The 15,614-nt window shown below is 71.6% G+C and carries 12 protein-coding genes; 6 read left to right on the top strand and 6 right to left on the bottom strand.

The window, feature by feature from the left end:
* Positions 1-5 precede the first annotated feature (5 nt).
* Positions 6-1,175 (top strand): RNA polymerase sigma factor, encoded by a 1,170-nt coding sequence (locus RR3_RS10940; RefSeq protein ID WP_064066283.1) that lies wholly within the window; start codon positions 6-8, stop codon positions 1,173-1,175.
* 116 nt (positions 1,176-1,291) lie between these two features.
* On the opposite strand, the gene RR3_RS10935 is transcribed toward RR3_RS10940, so the two are convergent.
* Positions 1,292-3,004, bottom strand: a complete 1,713-nt coding sequence (locus RR3_RS10935; protein WP_010595184.1) for a sensor histidine kinase — start codon at positions 3,002-3,004, stop codon at positions 1,292-1,294.
* Positions 3,005-3,215: 211 nt separating this feature from the next.
* Here RR3_RS10935 and RR3_RS10930 point away from each other — a divergent pair, with 211 nt between their 5' ends.
* The 3 genes from RR3_RS10930 to RR3_RS10920 all read left to right on the top strand — a co-directional run bounded on the left by RR3_RS10930 (position 3,216) and on the right by RR3_RS10920 (position 5,829).
* Entirely contained in the window at positions 3,216-3,638 is a 423-nt protein-coding gene (locus tag RR3_RS10930; protein WP_010595183.1) for a pyridoxamine 5'-phosphate oxidase family protein, read from the top strand.
* A gap of 90 nt (positions 3,639-3,728) precedes the next feature.
* Positions 3,729-4,379, top strand: a complete 651-nt coding sequence (locus RR3_RS10925) for a response regulator (protein ID WP_010595182.1) — start codon at positions 3,729-3,731, stop codon at positions 4,377-4,379.
* Positions 4,380-4,422: 43 nt separating this feature from the next.
* Positions 4,423-5,829: a wax ester/triacylglycerol synthase family O-acyltransferase gene (locus tag RR3_RS10920; RefSeq protein ID WP_064066284.1), complete on the top strand. Its 1,407-nt coding sequence runs from the start codon at positions 4,423-4,425 to the stop codon at positions 5,827-5,829.
* Positions 5,830-6,235: 406 nt separating this feature from the next.
* Here the strand turns inward: RR3_RS10920 and RR3_RS10915 are convergent, their stop codons facing one another.
* Positions 6,236-7,675 carry a lipase maturation factor family protein gene (locus RR3_RS10915; protein ID WP_017681674.1) on the bottom strand — a complete coding sequence of 480 codons (1,440 nt, stop codon included), beginning with the start codon at positions 7,673-7,675 and terminating at the stop codon, positions 6,236-6,238.
* Positions 7,676-7,763: 88 nt separating this feature from the next.
* Entirely contained in the window at positions 7,764-8,678 is a 915-nt protein-coding gene (ypfJ, locus tag RR3_RS10910) for a KPN_02809 family neutral zinc metallopeptidase (RefSeq protein ID WP_010595179.1), read from the bottom strand.
* A 145-nt stretch (positions 8,679-8,823) separates the two neighbouring features.
* On the opposite strand from ypfJ, the gene aspS reads away from it, so the two are divergent.
* Together aspS and RR3_RS10900 are read left to right on the top strand one after the other, a co-directional pair.
* Complete coding sequence (aspS, locus tag RR3_RS10905; RefSeq protein WP_010595178.1) at positions 8,824-10,602, top strand: aspartate--tRNA ligase; 1,779 nt, start codon at positions 8,824-8,826, stop codon at positions 10,600-10,602.
* A gap of 215 nt (positions 10,603-10,817) precedes the next feature.
* Positions 10,818-11,957: a hypothetical protein gene (locus RR3_RS10900; protein WP_017681672.1), complete on the top strand. Its 1,140-nt coding sequence runs from the start codon at positions 10,818-10,820 to the stop codon at positions 11,955-11,957.
* A gap of 139 nt (positions 11,958-12,096) precedes the next feature.
* On the opposite strand, the gene RR3_RS10895 is transcribed toward RR3_RS10900, so the two are convergent.
* The 3 genes from RR3_RS10895 to RR3_RS10885 all read right to left on the bottom strand — a co-directional run bounded on the left by RR3_RS10895 (position 12,097) and on the right by RR3_RS10885 (position 15,523).
* Positions 12,097-12,522, bottom strand: a complete 426-nt coding sequence (locus RR3_RS10895) for a CBS domain-containing protein (RefSeq protein WP_010595175.1) — start codon at positions 12,520-12,522, stop codon at positions 12,097-12,099.
* 86 nt (positions 12,523-12,608) lie between these two features.
* Positions 12,609-13,883 (bottom strand): alkaline phosphatase family protein, encoded by a 1,275-nt coding sequence (locus RR3_RS10890; protein ID WP_082170409.1) that lies wholly within the window; start codon positions 13,881-13,883, stop codon positions 12,609-12,611.
* Positions 13,880-15,523 carry an alkaline phosphatase D family protein gene (locus RR3_RS10885; RefSeq protein WP_082170408.1) on the bottom strand — a complete coding sequence of 548 codons (1,644 nt, stop codon included), beginning with the start codon at positions 15,521-15,523 and terminating at the stop codon, positions 13,880-13,882. Before RR3_RS10885 ends, RR3_RS10890 begins: the two co-directional genes overlap by 4 nt.
* Positions 15,524-15,614 lie beyond the last annotated feature (91 nt).

The following is a 15,614-nucleotide window of genomic DNA, read 5'->3' as shown; positions in this document are numbered from 1 at the left end:
GTCCGGTGAACGAGCTCGAACTCCGCACTCTCGTGCCCAGCGTGCTCGGAATCCTCGTCCGCCGCGGAGCAGATTTCGCGGCGGCCGAGGACGCCGTGCAGGATGCGCTCGTCGAGGCGATCCGCACCTGGCCGGCCGACCCACCCCGGGACCCGAAGGGCTGGCTGATCGCGGTGGCCTGGCGCCGGTTCCTCGACGCCGCCCGCACGGACGGCGCCCGCCGGCGCCGCGAGGACCTCGTCTGCGCGGAGCGAAGCCGGCCGAGCGGCCACGGCGCCGAGCCGACGCCTGTTCCTGCGGTGGACGACACTCTCCAGCTCTACTTCCTGTGTGCCCACCCGTCGCTGACGCCGTCGTCCGCGGTCGCCCTCACGTTGCGTGCCGTCGGCGGACTGACCACCCGTCAGATCGCCCGCGCGTATCTGGTGCCCGAGGCGACCATGGCGCAGCGCATCAGCCGGGCCAAGCGCACCGTCTCCGGGGTGCGGTTCGACCGGCCTGGCGACGTCGCCACCGTGCTGCGCGTGCTCTATCTCGTCTTCAACGAGGGGTACTCCGGCGACGTCGATCTCGCGGCCGAGGCCATCCGGCTCACCCGGCAGCTCGCCGCCGCGATCGACCATCCCGAGGTGGCGGGGCTGCTCGCTCTCATGCTGCTCCACCACGCCCGGCGCGCCGCCCGGACGGCACCCGACGGCAGTCTGGTGCCCCTCGCCGAGCAGGACCGCAACCGATGGGACACCGAGTCGATCGCCGAGGGTGTCGAGATCCTGCAGGCGGCGCTCGCCCGTGACCGGCTGGGCGAGTTCCAGGCCCAGGCGGCCATCGCGGCACTCCACGCCGATGCCCCCAGCGCCGAGGAGACCGACTGGGTGCAGATCGTCGAGTGGTACGACGAGCTCGTCCGGCTGACCGACAGCCCGGTCGTCCGGCTCAACCGTGCGGTGGCCGTGGGTGAGGCAGACGGGCCGCAGGCCGGCCTCGCCGCGCTCGCGGCGCTGGACGACTCGCTGCCCCGCTATAGCGCGGTGGCGGCGTACCTCCACGAGCGTGCCGGCGACCCGGCGACGGCGGCGCGGTTGTACGCGGAGGCAGCCCGGAAGGCTCCGAACCTCGCCGAGCGTGACCACCTGACCCGCCAGGCGGCCCGGCTCAACGCCCGGCTGCGCCGCTGAACGGGCGAGGCCGCTGAAACGGGAGAGGCCGCTGAACGGGAGAGGCCGCTGAACTGGGTGGCGGTACCCGGGTGAGCGGCGGGGGCGGGCCATGCTCGCATCGCGGCGGCGCGAGCTCAGTCCTCGGGCAGGGGAGCCGACCACAGCACACGGGTGCCACCGGTGGCGAGCGCGGCAGCGGCGAAGGTGCCGGCGGCGTCCTCCGCCCGGGAGGCGAGGTTGTGCAGTCCACTGCGCGCGACGGTGGCCGGAAGACCGATGCCGTTGTCGGTGACGTCGAGGGTGAGGTAGTCGTCCACCGACACGGTGACGGTGACGGTGTCCGCGCCGGAATGGTGCACCACGTTGCTCATCGCCTCCCGCAGCACCGCCTCCGCGTGGTCGGCGAGGGGACCGGTGATGACGTTGAGCGGCCCCGACATGCGCACCACGGTGCGCAGGCCCGCATCGGCGGTCTGTTCGGCGACGATGTCCTGCAGGGCCTGGCGCAGTTGCCGGCCGCTCTCCGGCCCGCTGTGCAGGTCGAAGATCGCGGTGCGCACATCGGTGATGATGCTCTGCACGTCGTCGATCATGTCGGCCAGGCGCCCGCGGATCTCCGGGGAGCGGGTGCGGGCATGCGTGCTCTGCAGGTTCAGGCCGTGGGCGAACAACCGCTGGATGACATGGTCGTGCAGATCCCGCGCAATCCGGTCCCGGTCGGCGAACACGGTCAGGGAATTGAGCCGCCGCTGGTCGTCGGCCAGCTTCAGCGCGAGCGCCGCCTGGTCGGTGAAGGACGTGGCGAGGAAGAGCTGACGGTCGTCGAAGGGTTCCCGACCCGCGGTGCGAACGACCGACAGCACCCCCGACACGGTGTCGGCCGAGGCACGCAGGGGCAGCAGCAGCGCCGGTCCGTGCCGGTCGCCGTCGCCGTCGCCGTCGAACTCCGTGACCTGGAGCGGTCGCCCGCCCCGGTACACGACCCCGGTCGCGGTGCCCTCCACCCGGATCCGTTTGCCCTCGAACGCCGCGGGGTCCGAACCGGCGTACGCGGTGACGACCAGGGCCGAGACCTCCTCCGGCGGCACGTCGGTGTCCTCGGGCTGGGCGATCTGGACGTGGTCCGCCTCCGCCAGCACCAGCGCGCGCCGGGCGATCAGGTCGAGCACGTCCTGCGGGGCGGTATCGGCCAGTAGTTCCGCCCGGATCTCGCTCGTGGCCTCCTGCCAGCGCTGCCGCAGCCGGGCCTCCTCGAACAGGCGCGCATTGTCCACCGCGATGCCCGCCGCGGCCGCGAGGGCCTGCACGATCACCTCGTCGTCCTCGGTGAAGGACTGGCCGTTCGCCTTCTCGGTGAGGTAGAGATTGCCGAACACCTCCCCGTGCACCCGGACCGGGACACCCAGGAAGGTCCGCATCGGCGGGTGGTGGTCCGGGAAGCCGGACGAGGCCACGTGCTGGGCCAGGTTGTCGAGACGGATCGGTTTCGGTTGCTCGATCAGCAGCCCGAGCAGGCCGTGACCGGTGGGGAGGTCGCCGATCGACGCGCGAGCGTCCTCGTCGATGCCCTCGTACACGAAGTTCTGCAGTCCGTCGCCACGGCGATTGAGCACGCCCAGGGCGCCGTAACGACAGTCCACGAGTTCGATGGCCGCGTGCACGATGCGTGCGAGCGTCGCCTCGAGCTCGAGGCCGGACGCGACCGTGAGCACGGCCTCGAGCAGCCCGTCGATCTGATCGCGCGCGACGATCACCTGGTCGATGCGGTCCTGGACCTCCGCGAGCAGCTCCCGCAGCCGCAGTTGGGACAGCGTGCCCGAGAGCAACGGTTCCTCGTCGGCAGCCATCGCTCACCCCTTCAGTGGATCCCGGGCCCCGGGCCCCGCCCCGGCCGCTTCGGAAGGCCCGGTTTCTCCCATTGTGCCGAGGGTAATCCGCGGACCGCCGCCGCCGCGGTGACTTGCGCCCCCACGGTGACGACTTTCGACCCTGCTGCTTGCGGACACGACGGACCACTGTGGAGTCGGAGAACGTCTCCACAGGTGAAGAAGGTCCAGGATGACGACGGGTCCGGAATCCCCGCTCCCCCCGGGGCGGTGCATGGCGCTGTTGCGCTCGGTGCCGACCGGCCGTCTGGTCTACACCGACGGCGCACTGCCGGCGGTGCATCCGGTGACCTTTGCCGCCCCGAACGGCGAGATCGTCGTTCCCACCGGGGACGACGGGTGGTTCGAGCGCTTCGACGGCGGGCTGCTCGCCTTCCATGCCGAGCAGCTCGAGGAGGCGGTCCGGACGGGATGGAGCGTGGTCGCGATCGGCCGCGCCCGGCTCGTGCGGGGCACCGACGGCCTCCTCGGATTCGACGGTGACCACGGTGTGCCGTGGGGCATCGGCCCGACGGATCCGCTCCTCGTCATCGACGTCGAGCACATCAGCGGGCGGCGCACCACGCTGCCGTGGTGGCCCGGCGCGGGCAGCTGATCGTTCTGCGGCCGTCGACCGCCCGGTCCGAGCCGGTGTGAGCGGGCTCACCGTGCGGTACCGTGCTGTCCGGGGATTGGAGGCTGCCGCATGGTCAGGGTCTTTCTCGTCGACGACCACGAGGTGGTCCGCCGTGGCATCGCGGATCTGCTCACCACGGATCCCGACCTGACGATCGCGGGGGAGGCGTCGTCGTACGGCGAGGCCCTCGTCCGGGTTCCGGCCGCGGAACCCGACGTGGCCGTGCTCGACGTCCGGCTCCCGGACGGCAACGGCATCGAGCTGTGCCGGGAGCTGCTCTCACAGATGCCGCAACTGCGCTGCCTGATGCTGACCTCGTTCACCGACGAGCAGGCGATGCTCGACGCGATCCTCGCCGGCGCGAGCGGATACGCGCTCAAGGACATCCGCGGCACCGAGCTGATCCGGGCCGTGCGGGACGTGGGCGCCGGCAAGTCCCTGCTCGACAGCCGCGCCGCGACCACGCTGATGGCGAAGCTGCGCGCCGACACCAGCGGCAGCGACGGCCCGTACGCGAACCTGACCGAGCAGGAGCGGAACCTGCTCGCGCTGCTCGGCGAGGGGCTGACCAACCGTCAGATCGCCGAACGGATGTTCCTGGCCGAGAAGACGGTGAAGAACTACGTGTCGCGGCTGCTGGCCAAGCTCGGTGTGGAGCGCCGCACCCAGGCCGCGGTCCTGGCGACGAAGATGCCACCGAGACGCCCCGGGGGGCGCTGAGCGGTCCCCGGGCCCCGCGCGGCCACGACGGCAGGACGAATCCATGGCGGAGCAGCGGCCCCGGTTCGAGCGGCTGAGTCCGCTCGACGTGGGCAACCTGCGCGTCGAGGACCGCGGGGTGCCGATGCACGTGGCGGCGCTCGTCGTCGTGGACGGGACGCCGCTGTGCGATGCAGCCGGACGGCTCCGCCTGGCGGCGATCCGCGACCACGTCGAGCGCCGCACCCGTCGAGCACCGCGGCTGCGCCAGCGGCTGCACCGGCCGCCGCCGGGTGCCGGACCGCCGGTGTGGGTCGACGACCCGCGCTTCGACATCTCGTACCACGTCCGGACCCGCGCCCTGCCCGCGCCCGGCGACGAGGCAGCCCTGGTGCGCGCGTGCGCGGAACTCGACGAGCCGCGCCTCGACCGGTCGCGGCCACTGTGGGAGATGTGGCTGCTCACCGGTCGCGACGACGAGACGATCGCGCTGCTCGTGCGGCTGCACCATGTGGTCGCCGACGGTATCGCCGCCCTCGAACTGTTCGGCGCGCTCCTCGACACCGCCTCCGTGCCGGCCGACGAGGGGCCGGCCGACGAGGGGCAGGTTCCCGTGCCCACCCCGGTGCAGGTGCCCTCGGTGCACGCCCTCGTCCGCGACAACCTGCGCCGCCGGACCACGGCCGCGCGGCATCGGATCCGGGCGGTGCGGCCGACGGTGGCGGCGCGACGGGCCGCCCTGCGGATGCGGCAGGTGCGCGCGCTCGTGCGGCGCGGCAAGGCCCCGAGGGTACCGTTCGACGGTCCCGTCGGACCACACCGCCGGCTGAGCCTGGTGCGCTGCGACCTCGCCGAGATCCGTCGCGTCGCCCACGCGCACGGAGCGACGGTCAACGACGTCGTACTCGCCGCCGTCGCGGCCGGCGTGCGGCGCCTCCTCGACGCACGCGGCGTACGCGACCCGGACCTGGTGCTGACGGCGTCGGTGGCGGCGTCGTTGCGTACCGCCGAGGACCGGAGCCCGGGAAATCGGGTCGGGATCCTGCTCGTGGCCCTTCCGGTGGGCGCCGGATCGGTCGCCGCCCGCCTCGCGGCGATTGCCCGCGAGACGGCCCGGCTCCGGCGGGAGCCGCCGCTGCAGCCCGGGGGCCGGCTGCTCCAGCGCTGGACGGTGCGGGTCATGCGGCGTCAACGACTGGTGAACCTGTTCGTCAGCAATCTGGTCGGCCCGCCCGTGCCGCTGCACTTCGTCGGTGCCCGCATCCGCGAGATGTTCCAGATCGGGGTGGTGCAGGGCAATGTCGGGCTCGCCGTCGGCGTCCTCTCCTACGCGGGCCGGCTGAATATCGATCTGGTTGCGGACGCGGTGCTCGTTCCCGATCTCGAGATCGTGGCCGAAGGATTCTCCGCCGCCGTCGACGAATTGTGTGCGGCGCCGATTGCGCGCCCCGAAGCGGGACGACCTGCGTGAATTGCGACGCGACGGGCATTGCCACCGCGGTCCGTATTGCGGGAATTCCGCGGAACGTCGTATCTGCCGGATTGTGTCTCGAATTGCAGACGCTCGGAGCCTCCGGTAACAATTGAGCCGGTGCGCGACCCGCACCGCCGTGTACAGCATCAGAAATGGAGTTACCTAATGGACCTCGCTTTCCTCAGCGAATTCTTCGACGCCGTGTCGACGCTCTTCGACGCGCTCGACTTCTTCTCGGGTTCGGCTGAGGCCGCCGGCAGCTCCGAGGCTGCTGCGTAGGCTCGACTCGACGAGCAGGCGGCCTGCGGTTGCACAACCGCAGGCCGCCTTCTTGTGAATTCCCGCGGGTAAATATCTCGATTTCGGAAAACAAACAATCGGTAACGTCGCCGTCGCGGCAGTTTCAGCCGACGTCGCCCTCGGCCAGGGTCACCGGTCGCATGTACTCGGTGATGTATTCACGCACCCACCACGCGCCGGTCTCCCGGCGCTCGCGCCGCGTGGTGTACCGATAACTGAAATACCGGGCCCGCACCCACCGCGGCGGCTCGTCGGGAAACGGATTACGGCGCAGCAACGCCGTCACGTGCTCGTCGTTGGTGAGCAGCTTCTCGAGCAGCCGCCCGAACCAGGACCGCGCGTAGTCGGGGGACAGCGCAGCGAACCACATCAACCAGTCCAGCCGTAGGTGGTACGGCGCGTACTGACGGGGCCGGCGGTGCACGTCGCCGGGCTTGCCCTTGAACTCGTACTCACGCCACACGGTGCCGGGACCGACGTCCCGATCCGAGGTGCCCTCGACGATCACCTCGTGCCGGTGCCGGGTGATGCTGCCGAACGCACCGTAGGTGTTGACGAAGTGCCATCGATTGAACGAGGCGTTCATCGCCTGCCGGTGGGAGAGCATGTTCCGCACCGGCAGGTAGCTCAGCACCGCGACCGCCCCGGTCAGCGCCAGGACCGCGGCCACGAACACCGTCGGTGTCGGCCCGTACCCCGTGCCCGGCTCGAGCGGCAGCAGACGCTCCCACCAGTCGTCGGGGATCACCGACAGCGCCAGCACGATCGCCAGCCAGTTCAGCCAGGAGAAGTTCCCGCTGGCCACCAGCCACAGCTGGGTGACGATCATGATCGACGCCGCGATCCCCGCGATCGGCTGCGGCGCGAACAGGAAGAACGGCACCACCAGCTGGGTGACATGGTTCCCGGCCACCTCGACCCGGTGCAGCGGCTTCGGCAGACGATGGAAGTACCAGCTCAGCGGCCCCGGCATCGGCTGGGTCTCGTGGTGGTAGTACAGGCACGTCAGGTCCCGCCAGCACCGGTCGCCGCGCATCTTGATCAGGCCCGCGCCGAACTCGAGCCGGAACAGCAGCCAGCGGAGCAGGATCAGGCCGAGCAGCGGCGGGGCGGTGTCCGCGTTGCCGAGGAAGATCGCCAGGAATCCGGTCTCGAGCAGCAACGATTCCCAGCCGAACGAGTACCAGACCTGACCGACGTTGACGATCGACAGGTACAGCAGCCACATCAGGAACCAGACGAGCATCGAGGCGATCAGCGGCAGCCGGTCCGTCACCCCGAGGGCCGTCGCGGCGGCCAGGACCGCGCCGAGACCGGCGACCGCCGCGAAGAGACGGTCCGAGTAGCGCAGGTGGAACACGCTCGGGGCACGCCCGAACGACGTCGCGCTCAGGAAGCGGGGGATCGGCGTCAGGCCGGCGGATCCGAGCAGCGCCCGGAACTGATTGAGCGCCACGAGGAACGCGACGAGGTAGACCAGGGCGAGCGCGCGCGTGCACAGCAACCGTCCCAGCGAATACCCCTCGGCGTCGTACCATTCCACGGCAGGTCACCTCGTACCGGTGCGGACCCCTCGAGCATGGCACGCGCACCGCGTTCCGGGTACGGAATCCCCGCGGTGCGAGGCGGCGTCAGCGCAGCGCCGGCGGGTTGTCCAGGTCCCGCGCCGTGTACGTGTCGCACGCCGCGATCTGCCCCGTCGTGTACCCGGCGAGGAACCACTTCTGCCGCTGTTCGGACGAGCCGTGCGTCCAGCCCTCGGGGTTGACCCGCCCGCCGGCGGAGGCCTGGATCCGGTCGTCGCCGACGGCGGAGGCCGCCGACAGGGCGTCGCGGATGTCCTGGTCGCTGAGCGGCTGCAGGAACGGCTCCCCGGTGTTCGGATCCGGCTGCTTGTCGGCGTGGTACGCCCACGCGCCGGCGTAGCAGTCGGCCTGCAGTTCGGTGCGGACCGCCCCGGAGTCGGCGCCACGCGGATCGGCCTGCGCGCGGCCGAGGTCGCCGAGCTGGTTCTGCAGATGGTGACCCACCTCGTGCGCGACGACGTATTCCTGCGCGAGCGGGCCCGCGTTGGCACCGAACCGGGTGACCAGATCCTGGAAGAAGCTGGTGTCGAAGTACGCGGTCCGGTCGGCCGGGCAGTAGAACGGCCCGACGTCGCTCGTGGCGTTGCCGCAGCCCGTCGCGACCGCGCCGGAGAACAGCACGACGTCGGGCCGGACGTACTCGACGCCGGTCTGCCGACCGAGCTGCTGTTCCCACACCGCGTCGAGGCTGCCGACGGTGAACTGGACGCGGCAGTCGACGCTCGCGTTGGCGTCCGCACCCGTCTCGCAGCCCTCGAGGGTGCCCGAACCGTACTGTCCGGACTGCTCCGGGGCGCCGCTGCCGAGCAGGGAACCGGGGTCACCCCCGAACAGCAGTGCCAGGATCAGCACCACGAGGCCGCCGGCGCCACCGCCGATCGCGATCCGCCCGCCGGGGCTGCCCCCGCCGCCGAGCTGGATCCGGCCGCCCTCCATCCGCGCGCCCTCGTTGAACGTCATCGCCGCCTTCGCTTTCTCGTCGCAGGGTGACCGACCGGTTCAGCTTGGCACGGCCGATCGGGTACGGGTGTCCTCGGCGGATATGTGCCTTTCGTAGGATTGCAGCGACGACGTCCCTCGCCAAAGTTGTTTCGAAAGGAATTCCGTGCTGCGCACCCATCTCGCCGGCTCGTTGCGAGCCGAGCACGCCGAGCAGACCGTCACCCTCACCGGCTGGGTGGCCCGGCGCCGCGACCACGGCGGGGTGATCTTCATCGACCTGCGCGACGCGTCGGGCGTGTCGCAGGTCGTCTTCCGCGAGGGCGACGTCCTCGAGCAGGCACACCGTCTGCGCGCCGAGTACTGCATCAAGGTCGTCGGGGTCGTCGAGGTCCGCCCCGAGGGCAACCAGAACTTCGACATCCCCACCGGCGCCGTCGAGGTGAACGCGACGCAGCTCGAGGTGCTCAACGAGGCCGCACCGCTGCCGTTCCAGCTCGACGACCAGGTCGGGGAGGAAGCCCGCCTCAAGTACCGCTACCTGGACCTGCGACGCGAGGGCCCCGGCAAGGCGATCCGGCTCCGCAGCAAGGTCAACGCCGCCGCGCGTGCCGTGCTCGCCCACCACAGCTTCGTGGAGGTCGAGACTCCGACGCTGACGCGCTCCACCCCCGAGGGCGCACGCGACTTCGTGGTGCCGGCCCGGCTGCAGCCCGGCAGCTTCTACGCGCTGCCGCAGTCGCCGCAGCTGTTCAAGCAGCTGCTGATGGCCGGCGGCATCGAGCGCTACTACCAGATCGCCCGCTGCTACCGGGACGAGGACTTCCGCGCCGACCGCCAGCCGGAGTTCACCCAGCTCGACATCGAGATGGCCTTCGTGGGCCAGGACGACGTGATCCTGCTCGCCGAGGAGATCCTGCACGCGCTGTGGCGCCTGATCGGCCACGAGCTGACCACACCGATCCCGCGCATGACCTACGCCGAGGCGATGCGCCGCTTCGGCTCGGACAAGCCCGACCTGCGTTTCGGTCTCGAACTGGTCGAGTGCAAGGAGTTCTTCAAGGACACCACCTTCCGGGTCTTCCAGGCCGAGTACGTCGGTGCGGTCGTCATGCCCGGCGGTGCGAGCCAGCCGCGGCGCCAGCTCGACGCCTGGCAGGAGTGGGCCAAGCAGCGGGGTGCGAAGGGCCTGGCGTACGTACTGGTCGGTGAGGACGGCGAGCTGTCCGGACCGGTCGCGAAGAACCTCACCGACACCGAGCGGGCCGGGCTGGCCGCGCACGTCGGTGCAGCGCCGGGGGACTGCATCTTCTTCGCCGCCGGCCCCACCAAGCCCATGCGTGCGCTGCTCGGTGCCGCGCGCGGCGAGATCGCCCGCAAGCTCGATCTCATCGATCCCGACGACTGGAAGTTCGTGTGGGTCGTCGACGCCCCGTTGTTCGAGCCGGCCGCCGACGCCACCGCGTCCGGCGACGTGGCGCTGGGCACCTCCGCGTGGACCGCGGTGCACCACGCCTTCACCTCGCCGATGCCCGAGCACCTCGACACGTTCGACACCGACCCCGGTTCGGCGCTCGCCTACGCGTACGACATCGTGTGCAACGGTCACGAGATCGGCGGCGGCTCGATCCGTATCCACCGCATGGACGTCCAGCAGCGGGTGTTCAAGGTGATGGGAATCTCCGAGGAGGAGGCGAACGAGAAGTTCGGCTTCCTGCTCGAGGCGTTCAAGTACGGCGCGCCGCCGCACGGCGGCATCGCCTTCGGCTGGGACCGCATCACCGCCCTGCTCGCCGGCGCGGACTCGATCCGCGAGGTCATCGCGTTCCCGAAGTCCGGGGGTGGCGTCGATCCGCTGACCGACGCCCCGGCGCCCATCACCGCCGAACAGCGCAAGGACTCGGGCATCGACTTCAAGCCGGAGCCGAAGCCGGCCGGGAAGTAAGAGGACGGCGGAGCCGTCCCGGTGGCGCCGCCCGGGATCCCCGGGTGGCGCCCCCGGGGCACCGGCCGTCGCCGGACCCGGTGCACCGGGTCACGGGACCGGCATCCGTTCGTGCTGCCCACGCACGTTTCGGTCAAGATGCGGTTCGTGCACGAACTGATCGTCGTCCGAACCGGGTAGATTGTCAGGCGATGACTGCAACATTGGCGGAGCCCATGTCGGAAGTGGTGGAGGCGGCGGAGAAGCTGCTGACCCGGCGCACCGGCGCACCCGTGACCTTGGCCGATCCGGTGGATCTCGGCGGCAGCGGCCGCTCGGTGGTCCTGCGCGTGCGGGTCGCGGCGAACCCGTTCTCCCTGCCGCGCACCCTCGTGCTCAAGCAGGTGCCGCCACGCGCGAACCGGCAGGTGGGTTTCCGCGGTGCCGCCACCGACGACGAGGTCGCGTTCCTCCGGGAGGCGGTGTCCTACCAGTTCGCTACCGCCCTGCCCAAGGACGACCGGCCCGGCGCCGAACTCCTGGCCTACGACTTCGAATCCCGTCTGCTCGTGCTCAGCGATCTCGGCGACGCCACTCCGATCGCGACACTGCTGCGCAGCGACGACACCGACACGGTCACCAACACCCTCATGGCCTTCGCCCAGGCCCTCGGCCGGATGCACGCCGCGACCGTCGGGCGCGACGAGGACTTCGCCGCGCTGCTGCGTCGCGCCGAGGTGGCGCACTTCGCCGACGCCGTCGTCGAGCAGGCCACCGGCGCGCTCCGCGGGGTGCCGGACCGCTTCGCCACCGAGTTCGGGCTCGAGGTGCCGCAGAGCGTGATCGACCGCGCCGAGCGGGCCGCGAAGCTGTTCACCGCCGGCCGGTTCCGGGCGTTCAGTCCCTCGGATCTGTGCCCGGACAACATCGTCGTCGGGGACGAGGGCGTGCAGTTCCTCGACTACGAATGGGGCGGCTTCCGCGACGCCACCCTCGACATCGCCTATGCCCTGACCTCCTTCCCGGCCTGCCTGTGCAAGGCACCGCTCACCCTCGAGCGGGCCCGCGCGATGGCCGACGCGTGGCGCGCCGAGGTGGTGGGCATGTGGCCCTCGCTCGGCTTCGACGAGGTGCTCGCCGAGCGGTTGCTCGACGCACAACTCGCGTGGGTGTGGTTGAGCACCTACCTGTTCGTTCCCGAGGACCCGGCCCGCATCGCTGCGGTGCGTGACCACCATCTGTCCGTGCCGTGGACCGACGCGCTGCGCACCCGCTGGTCGCTGCTCGCCGACTTCGCCGGCGACGCCGGACACGACGACGTCGCCGGGCATGCCCGGGACGTCCTCGACCGGCTCGAGCAGCGCGTCGGCGACTGACCACACCACGCCCGGAGCGCCCCGGCGCGGGAGGCTCGGAGGGCTCCGGAGCGGGACGCTCGAAGGGCTCCGGAGCGGGACGCTCGAAGGGTCACGGAGCGGGACGCTCGAAGGGTCACGGCGCGGGACGCTCGAAGGGTCACGGCGCGGTGCGTGCGCAGATCGCCTCGACGAACCGGCCCACCTCCGACTCGGGCAGATGCACGGCCAGGTCGGCCTCGCTGATCATCCCCACCAGCCGATGCTCCTCGACGACGGGCAGCCTGCGGATGCGGTGTTCCTCCATCACCGTCAGGACCCGGCCGACGTCCGCGTCCGCGTCGACCACGTAGGGCTTGCCGTGGGCGAGCGCACCGGCCGTCATCGAACGCGGGTCGCCGCCCGCTGCCACGCACTCGAGCACGATGTCGCGGTCGGTGATGATGCCGTGGAGCCGATTGTCGTCGCCGCAGATCGGCAACGCGCCGATATCCAGTTCCCGCATCCGCCGGGCCGCGGTCTCGAGGGTGTCGTGTTCACCGATGCAGACCGCGTCACGGTGCATGATGTCGCGTGCGGTGGTCATCACTGCCTCCTCCGTTGAAAACGGTTACTGCCCTTCCATTGTCACGCGCGGCGGCGGGCGGTGGAAGGGGGGAGGGGCCATCGAACTCACCCGGCGAAGGCGTGCGTCGCCGCGCGGCCGTCCCAGCCGCCCGGCGGCTCGGCCAGCCCGAACAGCGCCGCGACCGTAGGGGCGACGTCGAGGGTGCGGACGGGCTCGGAGACCGTCGAGCCCCGGCGGAGGCTGGCGTGCCCGCCGGCGACGAAGAACGGGATCTCGACGGTCGCGGCGTGACCGTGATTGCCCGGGATCGGATTCGACAGCGGGCTCGGATCGGAGAACCGCCACCCCGCGTCGCACAGCGCGACCAGATCGCCCGCGGCCGCCCCGAGACCCAGATCCGCTCCCGCGTACAACTCGGCCACGCCCGGCACGGCGGAGGTCACCTCCCGCATCCGCGCGACCGCCTCGAGACGGGCCGCCGGATCGCCGACCCAGTACAGCAGGTTCGCGCCACCGTTCTGCGCGGTGCGCACCGAGCCGGCGAGCAGCGGGTCGGCGCCGAGCACGTCGACGAGTCCGATCACCTGGTCCGGCGCCGACCAGTCCATCCCGTGGTCGGCCAGCACCATCAGCACCGAGCGTTCCCACCGCCCTGTCGCGCGCAGGAACTCGACGAACCGCGCCACCTGCTCGTCCGCCGAGCGCAGCGCCGCCGTCCGGGCGAGCCGCAGTGACGCGCCGAGCACGTCCAGGTGCCCGACGCGGTCCACGTCGCCGAGATTGGTGAACGTGAACCGCGGAGACCGCTCGTCCACCACGGAGATCAGCGCGTCGACCGTGAACCGGTCCGGGGCGTGCTCGGTGAGCGGGAGCAGCGGCACCGGATCCCACGCCACCGACGCGCGACCGCCGAACAAGCCGTGCAGGTACCGCTTGGACAGCACGCTCGCCGTCGTCAACCCCAGTTCGCGGGACAACCGGTCGAGCACCGTGGCGGCGCGCAGGTCGGCCGGCCGATCCAGGTCCCGGGTGCGTCCGAGCGCCGGGTCGAAGACCGAATTCGCGGGCACCCCGTTCCGGTGCGGCAGCACACCGGTCATCATCGCCGCATGGTTGGGCAGCGTCTCGGCCACCGGAATCGCCCGGGCCGCGGTGTACCGGGTGCCGGCGTCGGCGAGCGCCACGAGATGCGGCGTGAGACCCGGCGCGAGCTCGTCCGGACGCATCCCGTCGACGACGAGGACGTGCACGTCCGCGTCCGGAACCAGCGCCGACGTGGCCGCCCTCGCCGGTGCCGCGCCGATCAGGGCCGCGCCGGCCAGCACGGCCGTGCCCGCGAGCATCGTGCGCCGGTCGATCGCCCCGGCGGGCCGCCTCACGGCCGGTCCGCCCGGCGGTGCGCACCGGGGTCGAGCGGGCCGGCCGGGGCGAGCCGCGGCGTGCCGGCTGCGACCCGTCGGCTCGTGCCGTACCGCACGCCGGTCCCCGGGTCGGTCGGATCGAGGACGTAGAACCAGTCCATCTGCACCGCGTCGGCGGTCACGTCCAGGATTCCGAAGCCGTGCGAATCCAGCTCGACGTACCCGATGTGGCGATTCGTCGCCTGTACCGCCGCCTCGATCGACGGGGAGACGGTGCGCGGCGCGACGCCGAGCAACTCGTCGATGTTCGCCGAGGTCACCGAGGGCACCACGAGCTCGGTGGCCACGGTGCCTGCGCCCGGATAGTTCGCGGCGTCGACAGGGATGTCGGCGGCCCACGACGAGTGGATGTCGCCGGTGAGGAACACCACGTCCCGGCCGGAGGCGCGAATCGCGTCGAGCAGCCGTCGCCGGTCCGCGGGGTAGCCGTCCCACTGGTCGACGTTGAACGGCGCCCCCGCAGCCGGGATCCCCGCGACGGCGGTCAGCGCCGCCGTGGTCCGCTCGTCCAGCGGCGGCAGCAGCACGGGTGCGATCATCACCGGGTTCCCGACGAGCTGCCATCGCGTGCCCGAACTGGCGACGCCCGCGGTCAGCCACGCCATCTGCTCGGCGCCGGTGATGGTGCGCTCCGGGTCGTCGAGGCGGCGCCCGTTCACCTGCTCGGATCGGTAGCTGCGCAGATCCAGCATCGACAACTCGGCCAGGCTCCCGAACTGCAGCCGCCGGTACAACCGGGGCGCGTCGGTGGTGCCGCCCGGCCGGACGGGCTGCCATTCGAGGTACGCCTGCAGGGCCGCGGCCCGCCGGTCCGCCCAGATTCCCTCGACGGCCGGATCGTGATTCTCCGCGCCGCCGGACCAGGCGTCGTTGGCGCTCTCGTGGTCGTCCCACACCACGATCCACGGCACCAGCGCGTGCAATCGCTGCAGGTCGGGATCGCTCTTGTACTGGCCGTGCCGGATCCGGTAGTCCGCCAGGGTGACGATCTCGTGTCGCGGATCGTGCGGGCGCACCACCCGGTCACCGGCGGCGTACTCGCCCGTGCCGTACTCGTACAGGTAGTCGCCGAGGTGCACGACGGCATCGAGGTCCGGGCGCGCCGCCAGATGCCGGTAGACGCCGAAGAACCCGGCCTCCCAGTTCGAGCACGACACCACCGCGAACCGCAGGCGGTCCGGGTCCGTGTCCGGCCCCGGCGCGGTGCGGGTACGGCCGACGGGGGAGGACACGTCGCCGGCGGTGAACCGGTAGACGTAGGCGGTGTCCGGTTCCAGGCCCGTCGCGTCGACCTTGACGGTGTGGTCGGACACCGGGGACGTGGTCACGGACCCCGAGGCCACCACGTCGCGGAAATCGCCGTCGGTGGCGACCTCCCAGCGGACCGCCGTCGCCGCGCCGAGGCCGGAACCCGGCACGGCGCCCGGGGCGGGGGTCACGCGGGTCCACAGGATCACCCGGTCGGGCAGCGGGTCGCCGGAGGCGACGCCGTGTGCGAACACGGAGTTCTGCGCCGAGGCGGGGGAGGCGCAGACGGCCGCGAGGGCCGCGGCGCCGAGGACGGCGCCGCCCGCGCGCAGCGCGGTCCGTCGCGACACGGCACGAGGTTCGGTGGGGGGCACCGGACGATCAGACCAGCGTGCCCGGCGATGAGCAAGCACCACAGCCGAACGTCCTGAACGTTCACGG

Origin of the sequence: Rhodococcus ruber NBRC 15591 (genome assembly GCF_001894945.1) — a bacterium.
GTDB classification, from domain to species: domain Bacteria; phylum Actinomycetota; class Actinomycetes; order Mycobacteriales; family Mycobacteriaceae; genus Rhodococcus; species Rhodococcus ruber.
The sequence above is the reverse complement of the archived record's forward strand: the minus strand, read 5'-3'. Positions and strand labels throughout refer to the sequence as shown.